Genomic DNA, 17,435 nt, shown 5'->3' with positions numbered 1-17,435 from the left:
GCCCTCGCGGGGCTCGAGCGGTTCGCCGCCGCGGCGGCGGCGCGCGGCTGACCGCCGCGCGTCCTATCCCGGGGCGCCGGCCGCCGCCTTGACCACCAGCTCGTGGTCAAGGCCAAGGAACGCCCCGTACCGGGCGGCGCCGGCCGCCAGCGCCCGGTGCGCGGACGGCGCGAGGGGCGCGAACGGGTCGACCTCGAACCGGACCCGCGCCCCGGTCGTCCGCCGCATCCAGCCCACCATCTGGCCGTCGACCAGGGCCATACCGGTGCTGGCCTCGCGCCCGCGCGGCACGCGACCCGCGGTGTCGAGGAGCCTGCGGGTGTCCTGGTAGCCGCGGTAGGTCTCGTCGAAGATCTGCAGCAGGTGCCCGTCGGGACGGGGCGGCGACGTCGGTGCGGCGCCGCCCGGCGCGTGCCAGTACGTGCGCCCCTCGTGGACGAACGACTCCAGCCGGTCCCGCACCACACCGATCCCCCGCCGCACCTGCGTGACGGTGACCGTCGCCCAGTACGCGAGGTCACGCTCGGTCGCGGGGCCATGGCCCGCGAAGTACCGCCACGCGAGCTCGCCGAGCGCCTCGTCGCGCTCGCGGGGCGCCGTCGGTGGCACCCGGTCCTCGAACCGCGCGTAGGTGTGACGCCCGTCGGCGGGACGCCCGCTGCACACCAGGCGGTCGGTCTCCGCGAGCCCCATGAGCAGCATCAGCGCGCGTCCCGAGATCGGCACCCCCCGGTGGGCGAGCGCCGTGGCCACCTGCTCGCGGGTGCTGTGGGGTGCGGCACCGAGGACGTCGACGACGTCGGCGAGCGCTCGGTCCGTCCGCCCGGGCGACCAGCCCTCGTCCGCGAGCTGCCGCGTGAACAGCGGCCGGATCGCGGGCGCGGTGAGCGCGACGAGCCAGCCCACGTCGGCCGCGGACACGAAGTGCCACGTGGGGCGCAGGACGTGGGTGCGGATCACCGCGCCGCTGTCGAGCAGTCCCGCCAGGTCGGTGGCCTCACGCGCGACGGTCCGCGACGCCACGCCCCAGGCCGCCTGCGCGGGGTTCTCCGCCTGCACGGCGAGCAGCCCTGCGACGACGCCGGTCGCGGACGCGGCGTGCGGGGCGGCGAGGCGCTGGGTCACCAGTCGCCACCGTGCCAGGTCGGCGTCGGTCGTGGACACCCCCCGAGCCTAGGCACACCGGCCGGCCCCGCCCAGGGCCGCTTCCGTGGTCCCTCAGACCACCGGCGCGTGATCCCGGATCGCCGCGACGACCTTCGCGAGGTTCTTCTTGTTCTTGCCGAAGTCGATCAGCGTGGTGGGCAGCGCGCTCTCGCTGTGCAGGTGCACGACCGAGCCGTGCGTCCCGTGACCGATCGTGGCGCGGATCTTCTCGCCCCAGCTCGCCCAGCTCACCCCGACGGTGCCGTTCATGATGCCGCCGCCCCCGGCAACGCCCTCGAGCCCGGCCTGCACGAAGGCCTGGTAGACCGCTGCCTCCGCCTGCTCCGGCGGAAGCGCCACCTCGATGATCTGGGTTGCCGAGCCTGCCACTGGTCCTCCTTCGCCGGGTGCCGCGCCGGCTCCTGCCGGTCGCGCGACGAGGAGACTGCCACACGGCACGCGCGACCGCGAGCGGACACCCCGGGACGACGCGGGCCGCCGCCACCAGCGGTGGCGACGGCCCGGGTCGAGCGTCCTGCGGCCCTCAGGCGGGCGTCACGCGCCCACGAGCGAGCGGAGGACGTACTGCAGGATGCCGCCGTTGCGGTAGTAGTCCGCCTCGCCGGGGGTGTCGATCCGCACGACCGCCTCGATCTCGGTCACCGTCCCGTCCGCCTTGGTGGCCCGCACCGTGAGGGTGCTCGGCGTCGTGCCCTCGTTGAGCGCCGTGACGCCCGCGATGTCGAAGGTCTCCGTGCCGTCGAGGCCGAGGGAGTCGGCCGTCTCGCCCGCCGGGAACTGGAGCGGCAGCACGCCCATGCCGATGAGGTTCGAGCGGTGGATCCGCTCGAAGCTCTCGGCGATCACGGCCCGGACGCCGAGCAGGCTCGTGCCCTTGGCCGCCCAGTCCCGCGACGAGCCGGAGCCGTACTCCTTGCCGCCGAGGATGACGAGCGGGACGCCGGCCTCGGCGTAGGCCTGGGCGGCGTCGTAGATCGTCGTCTGCTCGCCGGTCAGGTGGTTGACCGTGAAGCCGCCCTCGACGCCCGGCACCAGCTGGTTGCGGAGCCGGATGTTGGCGAAGGTGCCGCGGATCATGACCTCGTGGTTCCCGCGGCGCGAGCCGTAGGAGTTGAAGTCACGACGCTCGACCCCGTGCTCGGCGAGGTAGCGACCGGCCGGGCTGTCCGCCTTGATCGCACCGGCGGGGCTGATGTGGTCGGTCGTCACGGAGTCGCCGAGCTTGGCGAGCACGCGGGCCCCGGAGATGTCCGTCACCGGCTCCGGCGTCGCGGCCATGCCGTCGAAGTACGGGGGCTTGCGGACGTAGGTCGACTCCGCGTCCCACTCGAACGTGCTGCCCTCGGGCGTCGGCAGCGAGCGCCACCGCTCGTCGCCCGCGAACACGTCGGCGTAGTCGGCCGTGAACATCGCGCGGTCGATCGACGAGTCGATCGTCGCCTGCACCTCGTCCGGCGCGGGCCAGATGTCGCGCAGGAAGACCTGCTCCCCCGCCTCCGTGGTGCCCAGCGGCTCGTTCTCGAAGTCGAAGTCCATCGTGCCGGCCAGCGCGTAGGCGATCACCAGCGGCGGCGACGCGAGGTAGTTCATCTTCACGTCGGGGTTGATGCGGCCCTCGAAGTTCCGGTTGCCGGACAGAACCGAGACGACGGACAGGTCGTGCTCGTTGACGACCGCCGAGACCTCCTCGGGCAGCGGGCCCGAGTTGCCGATGCAGGTCGCGCAGCCGTAGCCGACCAGGTGGAACCCGAGCTTCTCGAGGTACGGCCACAGGCCGGCCTTCTCGTAGTAGTCCGTGACGACCTTCGAGCCCGGCGCCATCGAGGTCTTCACCCACGGCTTGGCGGTCAGGCCCTTGGCGACGGCGTTCTTCGCCAGCAGCGCGGCGGCGAGCATCACCGACGGGTTCGAGGTGTTGGTGCACGACGTGATCGAGGCGATGACCACGTGACCGTGGTCGAGCTCGGTCGCCGTGCCGTCCGCGAGCGTGAGCGACACCTTCCTGTGCGGGCGCCGCGCGCTGTCACCGTTCGGCACCTGCGCCGGGGCGTCGGAGGCGTCGGTGTGCTCGCCGGCCGCGATGGGGTCCGAGGCCGGGAACGTCTCGTCGACCGACTCGTCCAGGCCGGTGAAGGGCGCCGCCTCGGCGTCGTCGACGTAGTCGAGGATGCTCGTGGCGAAGGACTCCTTCGCGTCGGTCAGCTCGATGCGGTCCTGCGGGCGCTTCGGCCCGGCGATCGACGGGACGACCGTGGACAGGTCCAGCTCGAGGTACTCGGAGAAGACCGGCTCCACGTACTGCGGCGACGACGGGTCGTGCCAGAGGCCCTGCTCCTTGGCGTACGCCTCGACGAGCGCCACCTGGTCGTCCGACCGGCCGGTGAGGCGCAGGTAGTCCATCGTCACGCCGTCGATCGGGAAGATCGCGCAGGTCGAGCCGAACTCGGGGCTCATGTTGCCGATCGTGGCGCGGTTGGCCAGCGGCACCTGCGCGACGCCGTCGCCGTAGAACTCGACGAACTTGCCCACGACGCCGTGCTGACGCAGCTGCTGGGTGATCGTCAGGACGACGTCCGTCGCGGTGACGCCCGAGGGGATGGCGCCCGAGAGCTTGAAGCCGACGACGCGCGGGATGAGCATCGAGACCGGCTGACCGAGCATCGCCGCCTCGGCCTCGATGCCGCCGACGCCCCAGCCGAGCACGCCCAGGCCGTTGACCATCGTCGTGTGGGAGTCGGTGCCGACGCACGTGTCGGGGTAGGCGCGCAGGACGCCGCCGACCTCACGCGTCATCACGACGCGCGCCAGGTACTCGATGTTGACCTGGTGGACGATGCCGGTGCCGGGCGGGACGACCTTGAAGTCGTCGAAGGCCGTCTGGCCCCAGCGCAGGAACTGGTAGCGCTCGAAGTTGCGCTGGTACTCGAGCTCCACGTTGCGCTCGAACGCGTCGCGGCGGCCGGCGACGTCGATCTGGACCGAGTGGTCGATGACGAGCTCGGCGGGGGCGAGCGGGTTGATGCGGGCGGGGTCGCCACCGAGGTCGGCGACCGCCTCGCGCATGGTGGCGAGGTCCACGACGCACGGCACCCCGGTGAAGTCCTGCATCACGACGCGGCCGGGCGTGAACTGGATCTCGGTGCTCGGCTCGGCGGACGGCTCCCAGGCCGCGACCGCGCGCACGTGGTCGGCGGTGATGTTGGCGCCGTCCTCGGTGCGCAGCAGGTTCTCGGCGAGGATCTTGAGGCTGTACGGGAGGCGCTCCAGGCCCGGCACGGCGGCCAGCCGGTAGATCTCGTACGAGGCTCCCCCGACCTCCAGGGTGCCCTTCGACCCGAACGTGTCGACGCTGCTCACGGCTGCTCCTTCGTGGTTCGTCCCCCGCGGGACGGCGATCGCCGGCAGGGGTTGCGGCGGGTCGTGGGACCCGCCGCGGACGTCCGCAGACCTCTGCGGGCAGGCTATCTCGCAGCCGCTCCGCCGAGATATCTCGACGTCAAGATATCTTACCCTGCCGACGGCGGGGCATCGAGCGGCGAGCGGTCCAGGACCGCCACGCACTCGATGTGGTGGGTCATCGGGAACAGGTCGAACGCGCGCAGGTCGCCGAGCGCGTAGCCGTGTCCCGCGAGGTACGCGACGTCGCGGGCCAGCGCCGCGGGGTCGCACGCCACGTAGACGATGCGCTCGGGCTCCAGGGCCGCGATCGCGGCCACCACGTCGCGCCCCGCGCCGACGCGCGGCGGGTCCAGCACCACCACGTCGGCGCGCGCGACGGCACCGGAGGCCAGCACGCCGGCCACCGGCCCGTGGTGCAGCTCGACCTGGGGGTGCTCGTGGACGTTGCGGCGCGCATCCTTGACCGCGCGCTCGTCGCCCTCGACCGCGACGACGCGTCCGGCGTCGCCGACCAGGTCCGCGAGGGGCAGCGTGAGCAGGCCGGCACCGGAGTACAGGTCCACGACGGTGGCGCCGGGACGCTCCCCCACGGCGCGGACGACCGCCTCCGCGAGCACGGTGGGCGCCGCGCGGTGGACCTGCCAGAAGCCGTCACCCGCGACCCGCCACGTGTAGGTCCGCCCGGCGACCTGCGCGCGCTCGCGCACCGCGGTGCGGGCGTTGGGCCGCCGGTCGGCGCCCTTCTCGGTCCACGGCTCGCCGTCGACCACGACGAGCGGCGCGTCGCCGCCCACGGGCGCGACGGCGGTGATCCGCGCCCCGGCGGGCCACCGGCGCTCGAACAGGCCAAGCCCTCGGATCTCGTCGACCGCGAGCGGCATGTCCGTCAGCGGCACGACCTCGTGCGTGCGGGGCCGGTGCATGCCGGCGCGGCCCTGGCCGTCGACGACCAGCTCGACGCGCGTGCGCCATCCCCAGCCGCCCGCGTCGTCGTCGCCCGGTGCCGGCTCGACGACGACGTCGCGCTCGAGGTGCGCGAGGCGGCGCAGCTGCTCGGCGACGACGGCCGCCTTCCACCGCCGCTGCGCGGGCAGCGCGACGTGCGCGAGGTCCGCGCCGCCGACGCCGCCGGGGCCGGCCTGCTCCCACGTCACCGGGACGCGGTCCGGGCTCGCCTCGAGCACCTCCACGGCGTCCGCGCGCCAGAACGTCGCCCCCTCGCGGCCGTCCGTCACCACGGCCCGCACCGTCTCCCCCGGCAGGCTGTGGCTGACGAACACCACCCGGCCCTCGTGGCGCGCGACGCAGATGCCGCCGTGCGCGACGGGGCCGACCTCGAGGACGACGTGCTCGCCGTCGTGCTCGCCGGGCCCGCGCGGGGGGCGCGCGGCACGGGACGGCCGGGGGCGGGGCGTGCGGCCGGGACGCCGCTGCGGCCCGGTCACGGCGTGGTCCCCTGCTGCGCGACCTGCACGGACGACTCCAGCTGCCACGGCACGGAGGCCACGACGACGCCCGGCGTGAACAGCAGCCGGCCCTTGAGGCGCAGTGCGCTCTGATTGTGCAAGAGGTGCTCCCACCAGTGCCCGACGACGTACTCGGGGATGTAGACGACGACCAGGTCGCGAGGACTCTCGCGCCGGATGGACTTGACGTAGCCGAGGATCGGCCGGGTGATCTCGCGGAACGGCGAGTCGAGGACCTTGAGCGCCACGGGCAGGCCGAGCCGCTCCCACTCCTCGCGCAGCGTCGCCACGTCCTGCGGCTCCACGCTGACGGTCACGGCCTCCAGCACGGACGGGCGCGACGCCCGCGCGTACGCGATCGCCCGCATGGTCGGCTTGTGGAGCCGCGAGACCAGCACGATCGCATGGACCCGGCTCGGCAGCGCACGCGCCGCGGCCTCGTCGTCGCCCAGCGCGAGCTCGCGCTGCACCGAGTCGTAGTGGCGCCGGATGCCCTGCATGAGGACGAAGACGACGGCCATCGCGAGGATCGCGATCCACGCGCCCCGCGTGAACTTGGTGACGAGCACGACCACCAGGACCGTGCCCGTCAGGCCGAGGCCGACGGCGTTGATCGCGCGGGACCGGCGCATGTGCGCCCGGGCCCGGGCCTCCGGCTCGGTGCGGAGCTCGCGGTTCCAGTGCCGCACCATGCCGAGCTGGCTGAGCGTGAACGAGACGAAGACGCCGACGATGTAGAGCTGGATCAGCCGGGTGACCTGGGCGTCGAACGCCCAGATGAGGACGATCGCCCCGGCGGCCAGCGTGAGGATGCCGTTGGAGAAGGCGAGCCGGTCGCCGCGCGTGTGCAGCTGGCGCGGCAGGAAGCCGTCCCGCGCCAGGATGGACCCGAGCACCGGGAAGCCGTTGAACGCCGTGTTGGCGGCGAGCACGAGGATCAGCCCCGTCACGACGGCCACGAACACGACGAGCCACGGCGCCCCGGCGAAGATCGTCTCCGACAGCTGCACGATCACCGGGTGCTGCACGTAGTCCTCGCCGACGGGGACGCCGTCGCGGAGCAGCTGCTCCGCGGGGAACTCGACGTAGTGGACGTGCGTGGCCTGGGCCAGCAGCAGGATCGACATGATGAACGTCGTCGACAGCGCGCCCAGCAGGAGCAGCGTGGTGGCGGCGTTGCGGCTCTTGGGCTTGGTGAAGGCCGGCACGCCGTTGCTGATGGCCTCGACCCCGGTGAGGGCGGCGCTGCCGGACGCGAACGCGCGCAGCACGAGCAGCGCGCCGCCCAGCCCGACGAGGCCGGCCTCGTACCCGGCCTCCGGCAGCACCTCGAGCGAGGCCGTCTCCGCGAGCGGCAGCGTCCCGGTCGCCGCCTTGACGGCGCCGACGATCGCGAGCGTCCCGAGCGCCGCCATGAACAGGTAGGTGGGGACCGCGAACGCCCGGCCGGACTCCTTGACCCCGCGCAGGTTGGCCAGGGCCAGGAGCAGCACCACGCCGACGGCGACCGGCACCTCGTGCCCGCGCAGGGCCGGGATCGCCGACGCGGCGTACTGGGCGCCCGAGGAGATCGACACCGCCACGGTCAGCACGTAGTCCACGAGCAGGGCGCTCGCGACGGAGACGCCCGCCCGCGGGCCGAGGTTGACGGTCGCGACCTCGTAGTCGCCGCCCCCCGACGGGTACGCGTGGACGTTCTGCCGGTACGACGCGACGACGACTCCGAGGACCACGGCGACCGCCACGCCCACCCAGGGCGAGACGAGCGTCGCGCCGAGACCCGCGATCGCGAGGGTCAGCAGGATCTCGTCCGGGGCGTACGCGACGGAGGACAGGGCGTCCGAGGCGAAGACCGGCAGGGCGATGCGCTTCGGCAGGAGCGTGTGGCCGAGCCGGTCGCTGCGGACCGGCCGGCCCAGCAGCAGACGTTTCGCCGCATCCGCGATGTCCGACACGATCCACCATCCTAGGGCCGCAGGGGCCGCCCACGGGCGTCGGGCGCCGTCGCGGCGCCGGAGGTATACCGTCACCATCTGTGCACTTCGTCATCATGGGCTGCGGCCGCGTCGGCGCCACGCTCGCCCAGTCGCTGGAGGGTCGCGGGCACTCCGTCGCCGTGATCGACCAGAACCCCGACGCGTTCCGCCGGCTGGAGCAGAGCTTCTCCGGCAAGCGCGTCACCGGACTCGGCTTCGACCGGCAGACGCTGGTCCAGGCGGGCGTGGAGGAGGCGTACGCCTTCGCCGCCGTCTCCGACGGCGACAACTCCAACATCCTGGCGGCGCGCGTCGTGCGCGAGACCTACGGCGTGGGCAACGTGGTCGCCCGGATCTACGACCCCCACCGCGCCGAGATCTACCAGCGCCTCGGCATCCCGACGGTCGCGACGGTCCGCTGGACGGCGGACCAGGTGCTGCGGCGCATGCTCCCCATGGGTGCCACCGACGAGTACCGCGACGCGTCGGGCCAGGTGATCATGGCCCAGATGGACGTGCACCCGGGGTGGGTCGGCCAGCCGCTCCGCCGGCTCGAGGCCGCGACCGGCGCCCGCGTCGCCTACCTGACCCGCTACGGCGACGGGGTGCTGCCGGGGCCGACCTCGGTCCTGCAGGAGAACGACGTCGTGCACGTCCTGGTCATGGCGACCGACCTGGCCAAGGTCGAGCGGATCCTCACCCGCGTCCCCCCGGAGGTGGACTGATGCGCGTCGTCATCGCCGGAGCCGGATCGGTCGGGCGGTCCATCGCGACCGAGCTGATCGCCGCGGAGCACGAGGTCACGATCATCGACAAGCAGCCGTCCGCGATGCGCGTCGCCTCGGTCGCCGAGGCGGAGTGGCTGCTCGCCGACGCGTGCGAGCTGTCCACCCTGACCCAGGCGAAGGCCGACGAGTGCGACGTCATCGTCGCGGCGACCGGCGACGACAAGGTCAATCTCGTGGTCTCGCTCCTCGCGAAGACCGAGTACGGGGTGCCCCGCACGGTCGCGCGCGTCAACAACCCGAAGAACGAGTGGATGTTCGACGAGGCGTGGGGCGTGGACGTCGCCGTCTCCACGCCGCGGATCATGACCGCGATGGTCGAGGAGGCCGTCGCCGTCGGCGACCTCGTCAAGATCTTCACCTTCCACCAGTCGGGTGCCGACATCCTCGAGGTGACCCTGCCGGAGGACTCGCCCCTGGTGGGCACGCGCGTGGGTCAGGTGGTCTGGCCGCCCGACACGGTCCTGGCGGCCGTGGTGCGCGGCACGACGCCGATCGCCCCGAGCCCCGACGACACGCTCGAGGCGCGCGACGAGCTCCTCATCGTGGCGGGGTCGCAGGCCGATCCGGCTGCTCTGCACGACCTCGTGGTGAGCCGACCAGCAGCCACGTGAGCCACAGGCCGAGCGCGAACAGCGGCACGCCCATGACCAGCCGGGCGGTACCCAGCCAGCCCACGGCGTCGGCGCCCTGCAGGTAGAGCGGCAGCTGCACGGCCAGGCGTGCGCCGAAGAGGACGGCCCAGAGCCACGTGGCCAGGACGTAGCGCCGCCGCAGCGCCGCGGCGCCCGCGTCGACCCGCCAGGACATGTCCTGTCCGCGCAGGAGGCTGACGACGACGCCGACCGCCGGCCAGCGCGCCAGGACGGAGACGACCGCGCCCACGCACCAGGCGACGTTGACCCACAGGCCCCACGCGAAGTAGTCCTGCGCCTCGCCCGTACGCCAGGCCCAGACCACGCCGATGGCGACCCCGAGCACGCCCGAGAAGGCCTGGGTGGCCGGCGTGCGCTGCGCGAGCCGCACGACGACCGCGAGCAGGGCGAGACCCAGCGCGACGACGAGGGCGGGCACGAGCTCGCGGGTCGCGACGAAGACCACCACGAACAGCAGACCCGGCGCACCCGACTCGACGACCCCGCGCCAGCCGCCGACCGCGTCGGCGAACGAGAACTCGTCGGCGGCCAGGGCGGTGACGCCCCGTCCCGGGGCGACGCCGGAGCGGGCCCGCTCCGCCTGCGGGGACTCGGGCTCGCCCGCCGGACTACTCACCGGGCCTCGGCGCGAGCTCGTAGCGCGGGTTGAACATCGTCGGCCGCCCGGACTGCGCGCACACCAGGCCCTCGGCGCGCAGCCGTCGGCCGGGGTCGATCCCGTGGATGCTGCGCCGCCCCAGCCAGACGAGCGTCAGGCTGCCGCTGCCGTCGTAGAGCTCGGCCTCGAGCGCGGGCACCGTCGTGCGCGGGCGCAGCGTGACCGAGCGGATGACACCCGAGACCACGGCCCGGCGGCGGTCCTGGAGCTCCGCCACGGAGGCGCACCCCTGCCGGCGCGTCTCGCGCTGCTCCTCGTCGGCCTCGAGCTGCGCCTGCGACGCGACCATGCCGTGCAGCAGCGCCTTGAGCGCCATCAGTGCACCTCGGTGATCTCGGGGCCGCGCGTGAGGGGGTCGAGCGTCGGGGCGGGAGCGGCGCCCGGCGGGACGACCGCGGCCACCGGCCGCTGACCGGGCATCGTCAGGGGCAGCAGGTCGCGCGGCACGCGCGGCTCGGGGCCGCGGACCACGACGACGTCGGCGAAGACGGCCTCGAGCTCCTCGGCCTCCGCCGGCTCCACGGCCGCCCGGCCGGTGATGACGCCGCGCAGGAACCAGCGCGGGCCGTCGTGGCCGATGAAGCGCGCGGGCCGGTGGCCCGTGCGCCCCTCGGGCGTGCGCACGGGCAGGCGCGCGAGGAGCTCGCGACCGAAGGGGCCCGGCACGTCGTCGGCGGATCCGCCCTGCTTGACGACGGACTCGGCGATCTCCGCGCGGATGTCGTCCCACACGCCCTCGGTGCGCGGCGCGGCGAACACCTGGAGCTGGAGCGCGGAGCCGTGGAGCGACACGGCCGCGGCGCTCACGATCTTCGACGACTTCTCGATCTCCATCCGGAGCTCCATGCCCTCGCGCCCGGGCAGCCACAGGGCGCCGAGGTCGATCCGGCGGCCGCGCTCGGGGACCTCGCCCGAGTCCCAGGGGCCACGCTCCCGGGCGGGGACGTCACCGGGCACCACGTCCGCCTCGGCGGCCTGCGCCGAGGGCTCCGCCGACGACTCCGTCGACCGCTTGCCTCGTCCGAACACACCCACGCCTGCTGCCTCCTGGAACCTGGACACGCACTCACCACGACACTAGACGCCTCGGGCGGCGCCTCCTACCCGTCGGCGCCGTCCGCGCCCGGCGTGGCGGCCCCGGCAGGTCCGGCGGGTCCGCCGCCCGTGGACCCGAAGCCGCCGGCCCCGCGGTGCGACCCCGGCAGGCGCTCGGCGCGCACGAAGCGCGCCCGCCCGACGCGCTGGACCACGAGCTGCGCGATGCGGTCCCCGCGCCGCAGGTGGACCGCCGTCGTCGGGTCGGTGTTGAGCAGCGTCACCTGGATCTCGCCGCGGTAGCCCGCGTCCACCGTCCCGGGCGCGTTGACCACCGTCACGCCGTGGTCGCGCGCCAGGCCGGAGCGCGGGTGGACGAACGCGGCCCAGCCGTCCGGCAGCGCGATGCTCACGCCCGTGGGGACCGTCGCGCGGGCGAGCGGCGCGAGGTCGACGTCGACGCGCGCCACGAGGTCGGCGCCCGCGTCCCCGGGGTGGGCGTACGTGGGCTCCGGGAGCCCGTCGTCGAGCATGACGAGCAGGACCTCGACGGGGTGAGGGCGGTTGTCCACGACGCCCGAGCCTAGTGCCGCCCCACGTCCCGCGGGCTGAGACCATGGAGGCATGGCGCCCCACTCGACCGACGTGCTCCACCGTGAACGGCTCTGGCCCGGGCCGCTGGGGTGGTGCTTCGTGATCGGCTTCGCCGTCCTCATGGTCATCGCCCTGCTGCCCGTGCGCGGGGACGTCGCGCTGGTCGGGGGCGTCGTCTCGCTCCTGGTCGCGATCGCGGCGGCCGTGCGCACCAGCGCGCCCGTCGAGGTCGCGGGCGGCGAGCTGCGGGCCGGGCGGGCGCACATCCCCGTCGCCCTCCTGGGGGCGGCCCGCGTGCTCGACCGCGACGGGGTCCGCGCGCAGCTCGGCCCCGGGTCCGACGCGCGCACCTACGTGTGCCTGCGCGCGTGGATCCCCGGGGCCGTGGTGGTCGTCGTCGACGACCCGCAGGACCCGACGCCGGCGTGGGTGGTCTCCACCCGCCGGCCCCAGGCCCTCGTGGCCGCGCTGGACGCGGCCCGTCGCTCAGGTCAGGCGGCGCACTCCGAGCAGATCGGCTGACCGTTCTTGTCGCCGGCCAGCTGGCTGCGGTGGTGCACCAGGAAGCAGCTGCCGCAGGTGAACTCGTCGGCCTGCCGCGGCAGGACGCGGACGGAGAGCTCCTCGCCCGACAGGTCCGCGCCCGGGAGCTCGAACCCTTCGGCCGCTTCCGTCTCGTCCTCGTCGACCACCCCGGAGTTCTTGTCGGAGCGACGCGCCTGCAGTTCCTGCAGCGAGTCCTCGGAGAGGTCTTCCTCGGTCTTGCGAGGGGCGTCGTAGTCGGTTGCCATCAGGCGTCACACACTCCGTGTCGTTCTCGCGCCGCGCGGTCGCGCGGTCGCCGGTACGTAATCAATGCACGACACGGCCCGAATGTTCCCGAGGGCTGGTCGGCCTGGGGATTGTGCCCCACTCACGGCAGGCCGCGCACATGGCCCCCCGCGGGACCGTAGCCAACCCGCACAACTCGGGCAACCGGAGGTGCGAGGAGCGCGCGATCCGGGTCGCGAGGGGTCAGGCGTCGTCGGTGTCCGCGTCCAGACCCTCGAGCAGCGCGACCAGCGCGCCCACCGTCTCGGGTGGGCCCGCGACCGTCATGGCGGTCGACGCCGGCGCCCCCCGCAGGCCGGTGACGAGCGCCCCGGCCTCCTCGGCGACCAGCGACGCCGCCGCGAGGTCCCAGGGCGCCAGCCCTCGCTCGAAGTACGCGTCCAGGCCGCCGCCCGCGAGGGTGCACAGGTCCATCGCCGCCGAGCCGATCCGGCGGATGTCCCGCACGCGGGGCAGCACGTCGGCGATGACGCGCGCCTGGACGCGGCGCCGCTCCACGGTGTAGCCGAAGCCCGTCCCGACGAGGCTCTGCGCGAGCGGGACGGGGCCGTTGACGCGCAGCGGCACGCCGTCGAGGAACGCGCCCCCGCCGCGCACCGCGGTCCACGTCCGCCCGTCCGCCACGGCGTGCACGCACGCGGCCTGGACCGTCCACCGGCCGGGCTCGGGCGGGCCCGTCACGGCGGCGACGCTCACCGCGTACGCCGGGATCCCGTAGAGGTAGTTCACCGTGCCGTCGATCGGGTCCAGGACCCACGTCACCCCCGTGGTCCCGCCGACGTGCCCCTCCTCCTCGCCGAGCACGCCGTCGTCGGGGCGCTCCGTGGCGAGGATCCGGCGCAGCAGCGCCTCGGACGCGAGGTCCATGGCGGTGACCACGTCGGCGAGGCTCGACTTGGTGCCGGCGACATCCACCTGCCGCGGCCGGCCGTCGCGCACCAGCGCGCCCGCCTCCCGGGCGAGGCGCTCGGCGAGGCGGCCCAGGCCGACGACGTCGGGCCCGTCGGGGTGCGGGGCGGCGCCACGGGTCGGAGGGGACGGTGGCTGTGCGGCGCTCATCGACCCATCCTGCCGCCGCAGGCGCGCCCGCCGCACCACGCCCGGTCCGGCGGCACACCGGTCCGCCTCCCCGGCCGGGCGGCCGGCAGGTGGCACCCTCGTGGCAGGAGGTGCCATGAGCGAGCTGCGACTGGTAGGGCTGCACGAGGACGGCGAGCACGTCGTCCTCGAGGGAGTGGACGGTCAGCGCTTCAGCCTGCCCATCGACGACGCGCTGCGGGCGGCGGTGCGCCGGGACCGGCCCCAGCTCGAGCAGGTGCGGGCCGAGCAGAGCGGCACGCTGCCCCCGCGGGAGATCCAGGCGCGCATCCGCGCCGGTGCCACGGCCGAGGAGCTGGCCGAGGACTCGGGCATGCCGCTGCCGGCCGTGCGCCGGTACGAGGGTCCGGTGCTCGCCGAGCGCGAGTTCGTCGCCACGCAGGCACGCGGCACGCGCATCGGCCACGACCCCGGCGCACCGGTCCTGGGAGACCTGGTCACCGACCGCCTCGCCACGCGCGGGGTCGCCGGCTCGTCGATCCGCTGGGACGCGTTCCGCGGCGGCAGCGCCGGCCCGTGGACCGTCGAGGTCGCGTTCGACGTCGCCGGCACGTCGCGGTCCGCGCGGTGGACCTTCGAGCCGTCGGCGCGCGTCCTGCGCGCCGTGGACGACGAGGCGCGCTGGCTGAGCGAGACCGAGCTGGCGCAAGGCCCGATCCCCCGCCGTCACCTCTCGGCGGTTCCCGGTGAGGTCTTCGACGTCGAGGTCGACGACGCGCTGCGCCCGCTGCTCGCGTCCGTCGACCAGCCCGCCGCCGCGGCACCGCACGCGCCGGACCCGACACACCTGCTGCTCGACGACCTGTCGGGGCGCCGCGGCGTGCGTCAGCCCCTCGACGAGCCGTCGGACGCGCACACCGACGACCCGGAGGACGACGGCGAGGACTTCGAGGGCTTCGGGCCGCAGCACGCGTTCGACTTCGAGCGCCCCGGGTCGACGACACCGGGCCCGGTCCCCGCGGCCCACCCGCCGGCCTCGCGACCCGATCTCGCGACGGACGCGACGGTGCTCGAGCTGCCGCCGTCGGCGCGCCGCCGGCCCGTGGCGGACGACGCGTCCACCCCCGCGGTCGCCGCGCCCGACGCGCCGACGCCCCCGGCCGGAGAGGCCGACGTCCCCCCGCCGCTGGCCCGGCGCTCGCGCCGGGGCCGCGCGAGCGTGCCGAGCTGGGACGAGATCGTCTTCGGCGCCAAGCCCGAGTAGGGCGGCCGGCTCAGAACGGGAGCGTGTCGGGGACCTGCGCCGTCGCGCGCGCCGCGACGCTCGTCATCCGGCGCATGTGGTGCCGGCGGCACAGCACCTCGTACGCGACGTGCGCCTGCCGGCCACCGGGCCCCGTGTCGCCGACGACGACCTGCTCGCCCTCGACGACCATGACGCCGTCCACGATGCGCGCGTTGTGGGTCGCCCGGGCCCCGCACCAGCACAGCGACTGCACCTGGAGCACCTCGACCCGGTCCGCGAGCTCGATGAGCCGCGCCGCGCCGGGGAAGAGCCGGGTCCGGAAGTCCGCCGTGATGCCGAACGCGTAGACGTCCACGCCCAGCTCGTCGACCAGCTGCGCGAGCTGCTCGACCTGGCGCGGCGAGTAGAACTGGGCCTCGTCGCACACGAGGTAGTCGACGCGCTCCCCGCGGCTGCGCCGCACCACGACCTCGTCCCAGAAGTCGGTGTCGTCGCGCACCTCCACGGCGCTGTGCCGCAGCCCCAGGCGCGAGGAGAGCACGTCGGTGCCCGCGCGGTCGTCACGCGTGAAGATGACGCCGCCGCGCCCGCGGGCCGCGTGGTTGTGGTCGAGCTGGAGCGCGAGCGTGGACTTCCCGCAGTCCATCGTCCCGCTGAAGAAGACGAGCTCCGCCATGGGTCCCTCTCAGCCGGTCACGATCAGCGGCACCAGCATCTCGCCCGGCGTGAGCGAGCCGTGCATGCCCTTGAGGGTGAGCGAGTGCGGCGTCTGGGTCCGCGAGTCGACGACACCGGCCCGACCCCGCGCGGCGACCACCACGTCGCCCACGAGCGCGTCGACGTGCTCGGCCACGGGCCCGAACCACCCGGCGGCCACCGCGTCGTCGTGCAGCGCCACGAGCGCGCGGTCGCCGAGGACCTGGCGCCACCGCGCCGCGACGTCGGGCGCGGTCCCGGGGCGCACGTGCACGTGGCTCGCGCGCGGCTCCCCCGCCACCAGGACGACGTCGCGCGCGAGCGCGGGCGTCGTGGCGACGTCCACGAGCAGGCCGTGGTCGACGTCGACCATCCCGTGGTCCGCGGTGACCAGCAGCAGCGTCCCGGCCGGGAGGGAGCGCGCCAGGCGCGCGAGCTCGCGGTCGACCTCGGCCAGCGCGTCGCCCCACTCCGGCGACCGCCAGCCGAACTGGTGGCCCGCCTTGTCGACGTCGCGCCAGTACAGGTACACCAGGCCGGGCGCGGACAGCTCGTACAGCGCGGCGTCCACGCGGTCCTCGAGGCGCTCGGCGCGCACGAAGCTCGCCCCGCGCAGGGCCGCCTCCGTCAGGCCGGAGCCGGCGAAGTTGGCCGGGCCGACGAAGCTCACGGGGGCGCCCGCCGCCGCGAGCCGCTCGAAGACGGTCTCCTCACGCTGCCAGGAGGTCGCCTCCCCGGCGCCCTCCCACGAGATCAGGTTGGCGAGCCCTCCGGTCTCGGGGTTGCGCACGGTGTAGCCGATCAGCCCCGTGCGGCCGGGGGCGCACCCGGTGCCGAACAGGCCCATCGAGGCCGCGGTCGTCGACGGGTAGCCCGAGGTCAGGGTGCGCGCCCCTGCGAGGTGCGAGCGCAGGAACGGCGCATGACCGGCGCGCTCGGTGAGCATCTCGTGGCCGAGGCCGTCGACGAGCACGACGCAGACCCGCGACGCGTCCGGCAGGTCGAGGCGCGCCTGCGCCTCCGCGGCGCCGTCGGGCAGGCGGTCGAGGTCCAGCCCGAGCGGACGGGCGAGCGCCGCCGCCGCGCCGGGCAGGACGGCGTCCAGGCACCAGCCGCCGTAGTCGGGACTGACGAAGCCGGCCGCGGCGAAGGCACCGGCCACGACGTCGGTGGTGGTCACCGGGCCCCCGCGCTGGCGGCGGACAGGGCTCGGGCGAAGTCCACGGCGGCCCGGACGGCCTCGGCGCCCTCGGCCTGCGCCGAGACCCGCACGACGACGTCGTCCGGGGAGCTGGTGCCGGTGAGCCCGTGGTCGGCGTCGCACGACGGGTCGCCGCACGTCGCGGGCTCGAGGTCGATCCGCCGGACCGCTCCCCACCCGAGCGCGAGGGTGAGCTCGGCGGGCACGGCGCCCGCGCGGTGCTTCTCGGGCACCGGCACCACGTGGGTCAGCGCGACCGTGTGCAGGTGGGCCAGCGGGACGGACTCCGTGGTCGCCGACGCGCTCGCCGACGGGTGCTCCGAGTCGGCGGGGTGGTCGTCGACGTGCGCGAGGACCAGCCGGGTCGGGGTCAGCACGAGGACCGTGACGTGGCGGCGCACCTCGGTCGAGTCGAAGGTGGTCTCCGGATGGACGAGGTGCCCGACGACCGGCTCGCCCGCGAGCGCGACGTCCAGGACGTCGCCCACGAGCTCCGGGTAGTAGCCCGCGTGGTGCAGGCTGCGGCGAAGGTCGGTCATGGCTCCGGGCATCTGCCCATCCTTCCACCGATCGGGACCCCGGTGGTGCTCCTCCCCGGGCGGCCGGGCGCCTACTGCGGCAGGGCGCGGCGCCCGGCGTCGGCGCGGCCGGCCCGGCCGACCTCGACGCGGGCCGCGAGCACGGCCG

General features: G+C 74.8%; 18 protein-coding genes. 4 read left to right on the top strand and 14 right to left on the bottom strand.

Annotated features, from left to right (window positions below; genetic code table 11):
• Positions 1–63: 63 nt before the first annotated feature.
• The 5 genes from IDM29_RS07785 to IDM29_RS07765 form a co-directional block, all read right to left on the bottom strand.
• Positions 64–1,164: a winged helix DNA-binding domain-containing protein gene (locus tag IDM29_RS07785; RefSeq protein WP_182111302.1), complete on the bottom strand. Its 1,101-nt coding sequence runs from the start codon at positions 1,162–1,164 to the stop codon at positions 64–66.
• 54 nt (positions 1,165–1,218) lie between these two features.
• On the bottom strand, positions 1,219–1,536 hold the full coding sequence (locus IDM29_RS07780; RefSeq protein WP_182111303.1) for a hypothetical protein: 318 nt from the start codon (positions 1,534–1,536) through the stop codon (positions 1,219–1,221).
• A gap of 165 nt (positions 1,537–1,701) precedes the next feature.
• Positions 1,702–4,524, bottom strand: coding sequence for an aconitate hydratase (locus IDM29_RS07775; RefSeq protein WP_182111304.1), 2,823 nt, complete (start codon positions 4,522–4,524; stop codon positions 1,702–1,704).
• Between the two features lie 149 nt (positions 4,525–4,673).
• Entirely contained in the window at positions 4,674–6,011 is a 1,338-nt protein-coding gene (locus tag IDM29_RS07770; protein ID WP_188037370.1) for a methyltransferase, read from the bottom strand.
• Positions 6,008–7,987 carry an APC family permease gene (locus IDM29_RS07765; protein ID WP_182111306.1) on the bottom strand — a complete coding sequence of 660 codons (1,980 nt, stop codon included), beginning with the start codon at positions 7,985–7,987 and terminating at the stop codon, positions 6,008–6,010. The genes IDM29_RS07770 and IDM29_RS07765 overlap by 4 nt, the downstream gene beginning before the upstream one ends.
• A 95-nt stretch (positions 7,988–8,082) precedes the next feature.
• Between IDM29_RS07765 and IDM29_RS07760 the strand changes: the two genes are divergently transcribed.
• A complete protein-coding gene (locus IDM29_RS07760; protein WP_223148091.1) occupies positions 8,083–8,733 on the top strand; it encodes a TrkA family potassium uptake protein in 651 nt (216 codons plus the stop codon).
• Complete coding sequence (locus tag IDM29_RS07755) at positions 8,733–9,407, top strand: TrkA family potassium uptake protein (protein ID WP_182111308.1); 675 nt, start codon at positions 8,733–8,735, stop codon at positions 9,405–9,407. The genes IDM29_RS07760 and IDM29_RS07755 overlap by 1 nt, the downstream gene beginning before the upstream one ends.
• Here IDM29_RS07755 and IDM29_RS07750 read toward each other — a convergent pair.
• The 4 genes from IDM29_RS07750 to dut are packed head-to-tail and all read right to left on the bottom strand — an operon-like array spanning position 9,334 to position 11,714.
• Positions 9,334–10,065 carry a DUF3159 domain-containing protein gene (locus IDM29_RS07750; RefSeq protein WP_182111309.1) on the bottom strand — a complete coding sequence of 244 codons (732 nt, stop codon included), beginning with the start codon at positions 10,063–10,065 and terminating at the stop codon, positions 9,334–9,336. The genes IDM29_RS07755 and IDM29_RS07750 overlap by 74 nt on opposite strands.
• Positions 10,058–10,423, bottom strand: a complete 366-nt coding sequence (locus tag IDM29_RS07745) for an OB-fold nucleic acid binding domain-containing protein (RefSeq protein ID WP_182111310.1) — start codon at positions 10,421–10,423, stop codon at positions 10,058–10,060. Before IDM29_RS07745 ends, IDM29_RS07750 begins: the two co-directional genes overlap by 8 nt.
• The gene (locus tag IDM29_RS07740; protein WP_255491528.1) at positions 10,423–11,169 is read right to left on the bottom strand and encodes a DUF3710 domain-containing protein; all 747 of its coding nucleotides are present in this window, start codon (positions 11,167–11,169) and stop codon (positions 10,423–10,425) included. The genes IDM29_RS07745 and IDM29_RS07740 overlap by 1 nt, the downstream gene beginning before the upstream one ends.
• 38 nt (positions 11,170–11,207) lie before the next feature.
• Positions 11,208–11,714, bottom strand: a complete 507-nt coding sequence (gene dut / locus IDM29_RS07735; RefSeq protein WP_255491529.1) for a dUTP diphosphatase — start codon at positions 11,712–11,714, stop codon at positions 11,208–11,210.
• A 52-nt stretch (positions 11,715–11,766) separates the two neighbouring features.
• Here dut and IDM29_RS07730 point away from each other — a divergent pair, with 52 nt between their 5' ends.
• Entirely contained in the window at positions 11,767–12,258 is a 492-nt protein-coding gene (locus IDM29_RS07730) for a DUF3093 domain-containing protein (RefSeq protein WP_182111312.1), read from the top strand.
• On the opposite strand, the gene IDM29_RS07725 is transcribed toward IDM29_RS07730, so the two are convergent.
• Together IDM29_RS07725 and IDM29_RS07720 are read right to left on the bottom strand one after the other, a co-directional pair.
• Positions 12,228–12,527: a DUF4193 domain-containing protein gene (locus IDM29_RS07725; RefSeq protein ID WP_182111313.1), complete on the bottom strand. Its 300-nt coding sequence runs from the start codon at positions 12,525–12,527 to the stop codon at positions 12,228–12,230. The genes IDM29_RS07730 and IDM29_RS07725 overlap by 31 nt on opposite strands.
• Before the next feature lie 223 nt (positions 12,528–12,750).
• Positions 12,751–13,626, bottom strand: a complete 876-nt coding sequence (locus tag IDM29_RS07720; protein WP_182111314.1) for an inositol monophosphatase family protein — start codon at positions 13,624–13,626, stop codon at positions 12,751–12,753.
• Positions 13,627–13,741: 115 nt separating this feature from the next.
• Between IDM29_RS07720 and sepH the strand changes: the two genes are divergently transcribed.
• Positions 13,742–14,869, top strand: coding sequence for a septation protein SepH (sepH, locus tag IDM29_RS07715; protein WP_182111315.1), 1,128 nt, complete (start codon positions 13,742–13,744; stop codon positions 14,867–14,869).
• A 10-nt stretch (positions 14,870–14,879) separates the two neighbouring features.
• On the opposite strand, the gene IDM29_RS07710 is transcribed toward sepH, so the two are convergent.
• The 3 genes from IDM29_RS07710 to IDM29_RS07700 are packed head-to-tail and all read right to left on the bottom strand — an operon-like array spanning position 14,880 to position 17,299.
• Positions 14,880–15,527: a thymidine kinase gene (locus tag IDM29_RS07710; RefSeq protein WP_182111316.1), complete on the bottom strand. Its 648-nt coding sequence runs from the start codon at positions 15,525–15,527 to the stop codon at positions 14,880–14,882.
• Positions 15,528–15,536: 9 nt separating this feature from the next.
• Positions 15,537–16,727 (bottom strand): alkaline phosphatase family protein, encoded by a 1,191-nt coding sequence (locus IDM29_RS07705; protein ID WP_255491530.1) that lies wholly within the window; start codon positions 16,725–16,727, stop codon positions 15,537–15,539.
• Positions 16,724–17,299, bottom strand: coding sequence for a DUF5998 family protein (locus IDM29_RS07700; protein WP_182111317.1), 576 nt, complete (start codon positions 17,297–17,299; stop codon positions 16,724–16,726). Before IDM29_RS07700 ends, IDM29_RS07705 begins: the two co-directional genes overlap by 4 nt.
• Between the last annotated feature and the right edge of the window lie 136 nt (positions 17,300–17,435).

The sequence above is a fragment of the Actinotalea sp. JY-7885 genome, assembly GCF_014525465.1.
In the GTDB taxonomy this organism is placed as follows: Bacteria; Actinomycetota; Actinomycetes; order Actinomycetales; family Cellulomonadaceae; genus Actinotalea.
The sequence above is the reverse complement of the archived record's forward strand: the minus strand, read 5'-3'. Positions and strand labels throughout refer to the sequence as shown.

Coding starts and splice junctions, on each gene's coding strand:
- IDM29_RS07720 (WP_182111314.1), bottom strand. CDS start 13,626: ATGAGCGCCGCACAGCCACCGTCCCCTCCGACCCGTGGCGCCGCCCCG.
- IDM29_RS07710 (WP_182111316.1), bottom strand. CDS start 15,527: ATGGCGGAGCTCGTCTTCTTCAGCGGGACGATGGACTGCGGGAAGTCC.
- IDM29_RS07730 (WP_182111312.1), top strand. CDS start 11,767: ATGGCGCCCCACTCGACCGACGTGCTCCACCGTGAACGGCTCTGGCCC.
- IDM29_RS07760 (WP_223148091.1), top strand. CDS start 8,083: ATGGGCTGCGGCCGCGTCGGCGCCACGCTCGCCCAGTCGCTGGAGGGT.
- IDM29_RS07725 (WP_182111313.1), bottom strand. CDS start 12,527: ATGGCAACCGACTACGACGCCCCTCGCAAGACCGAGGAAGACCTCTCC.
- sepH (WP_182111315.1), top strand. CDS start 13,742: ATGAGCGAGCTGCGACTGGTAGGGCTGCACGAGGACGGCGAGCACGTC.
- IDM29_RS07755 (WP_182111308.1), top strand. CDS start 8,733: ATGCGCGTCGTCATCGCCGGAGCCGGATCGGTCGGGCGGTCCATCGCG.
- IDM29_RS07700 (WP_182111317.1), bottom strand. CDS start 17,299: ATGCCCGGAGCCATGACCGACCTTCGCCGCAGCCTGCACCACGCGGGC.
- IDM29_RS07745 (WP_182111310.1), bottom strand. CDS start 10,423: ATGGCGCTCAAGGCGCTGCTGCACGGCATGGTCGCGTCGCAGGCGCAG.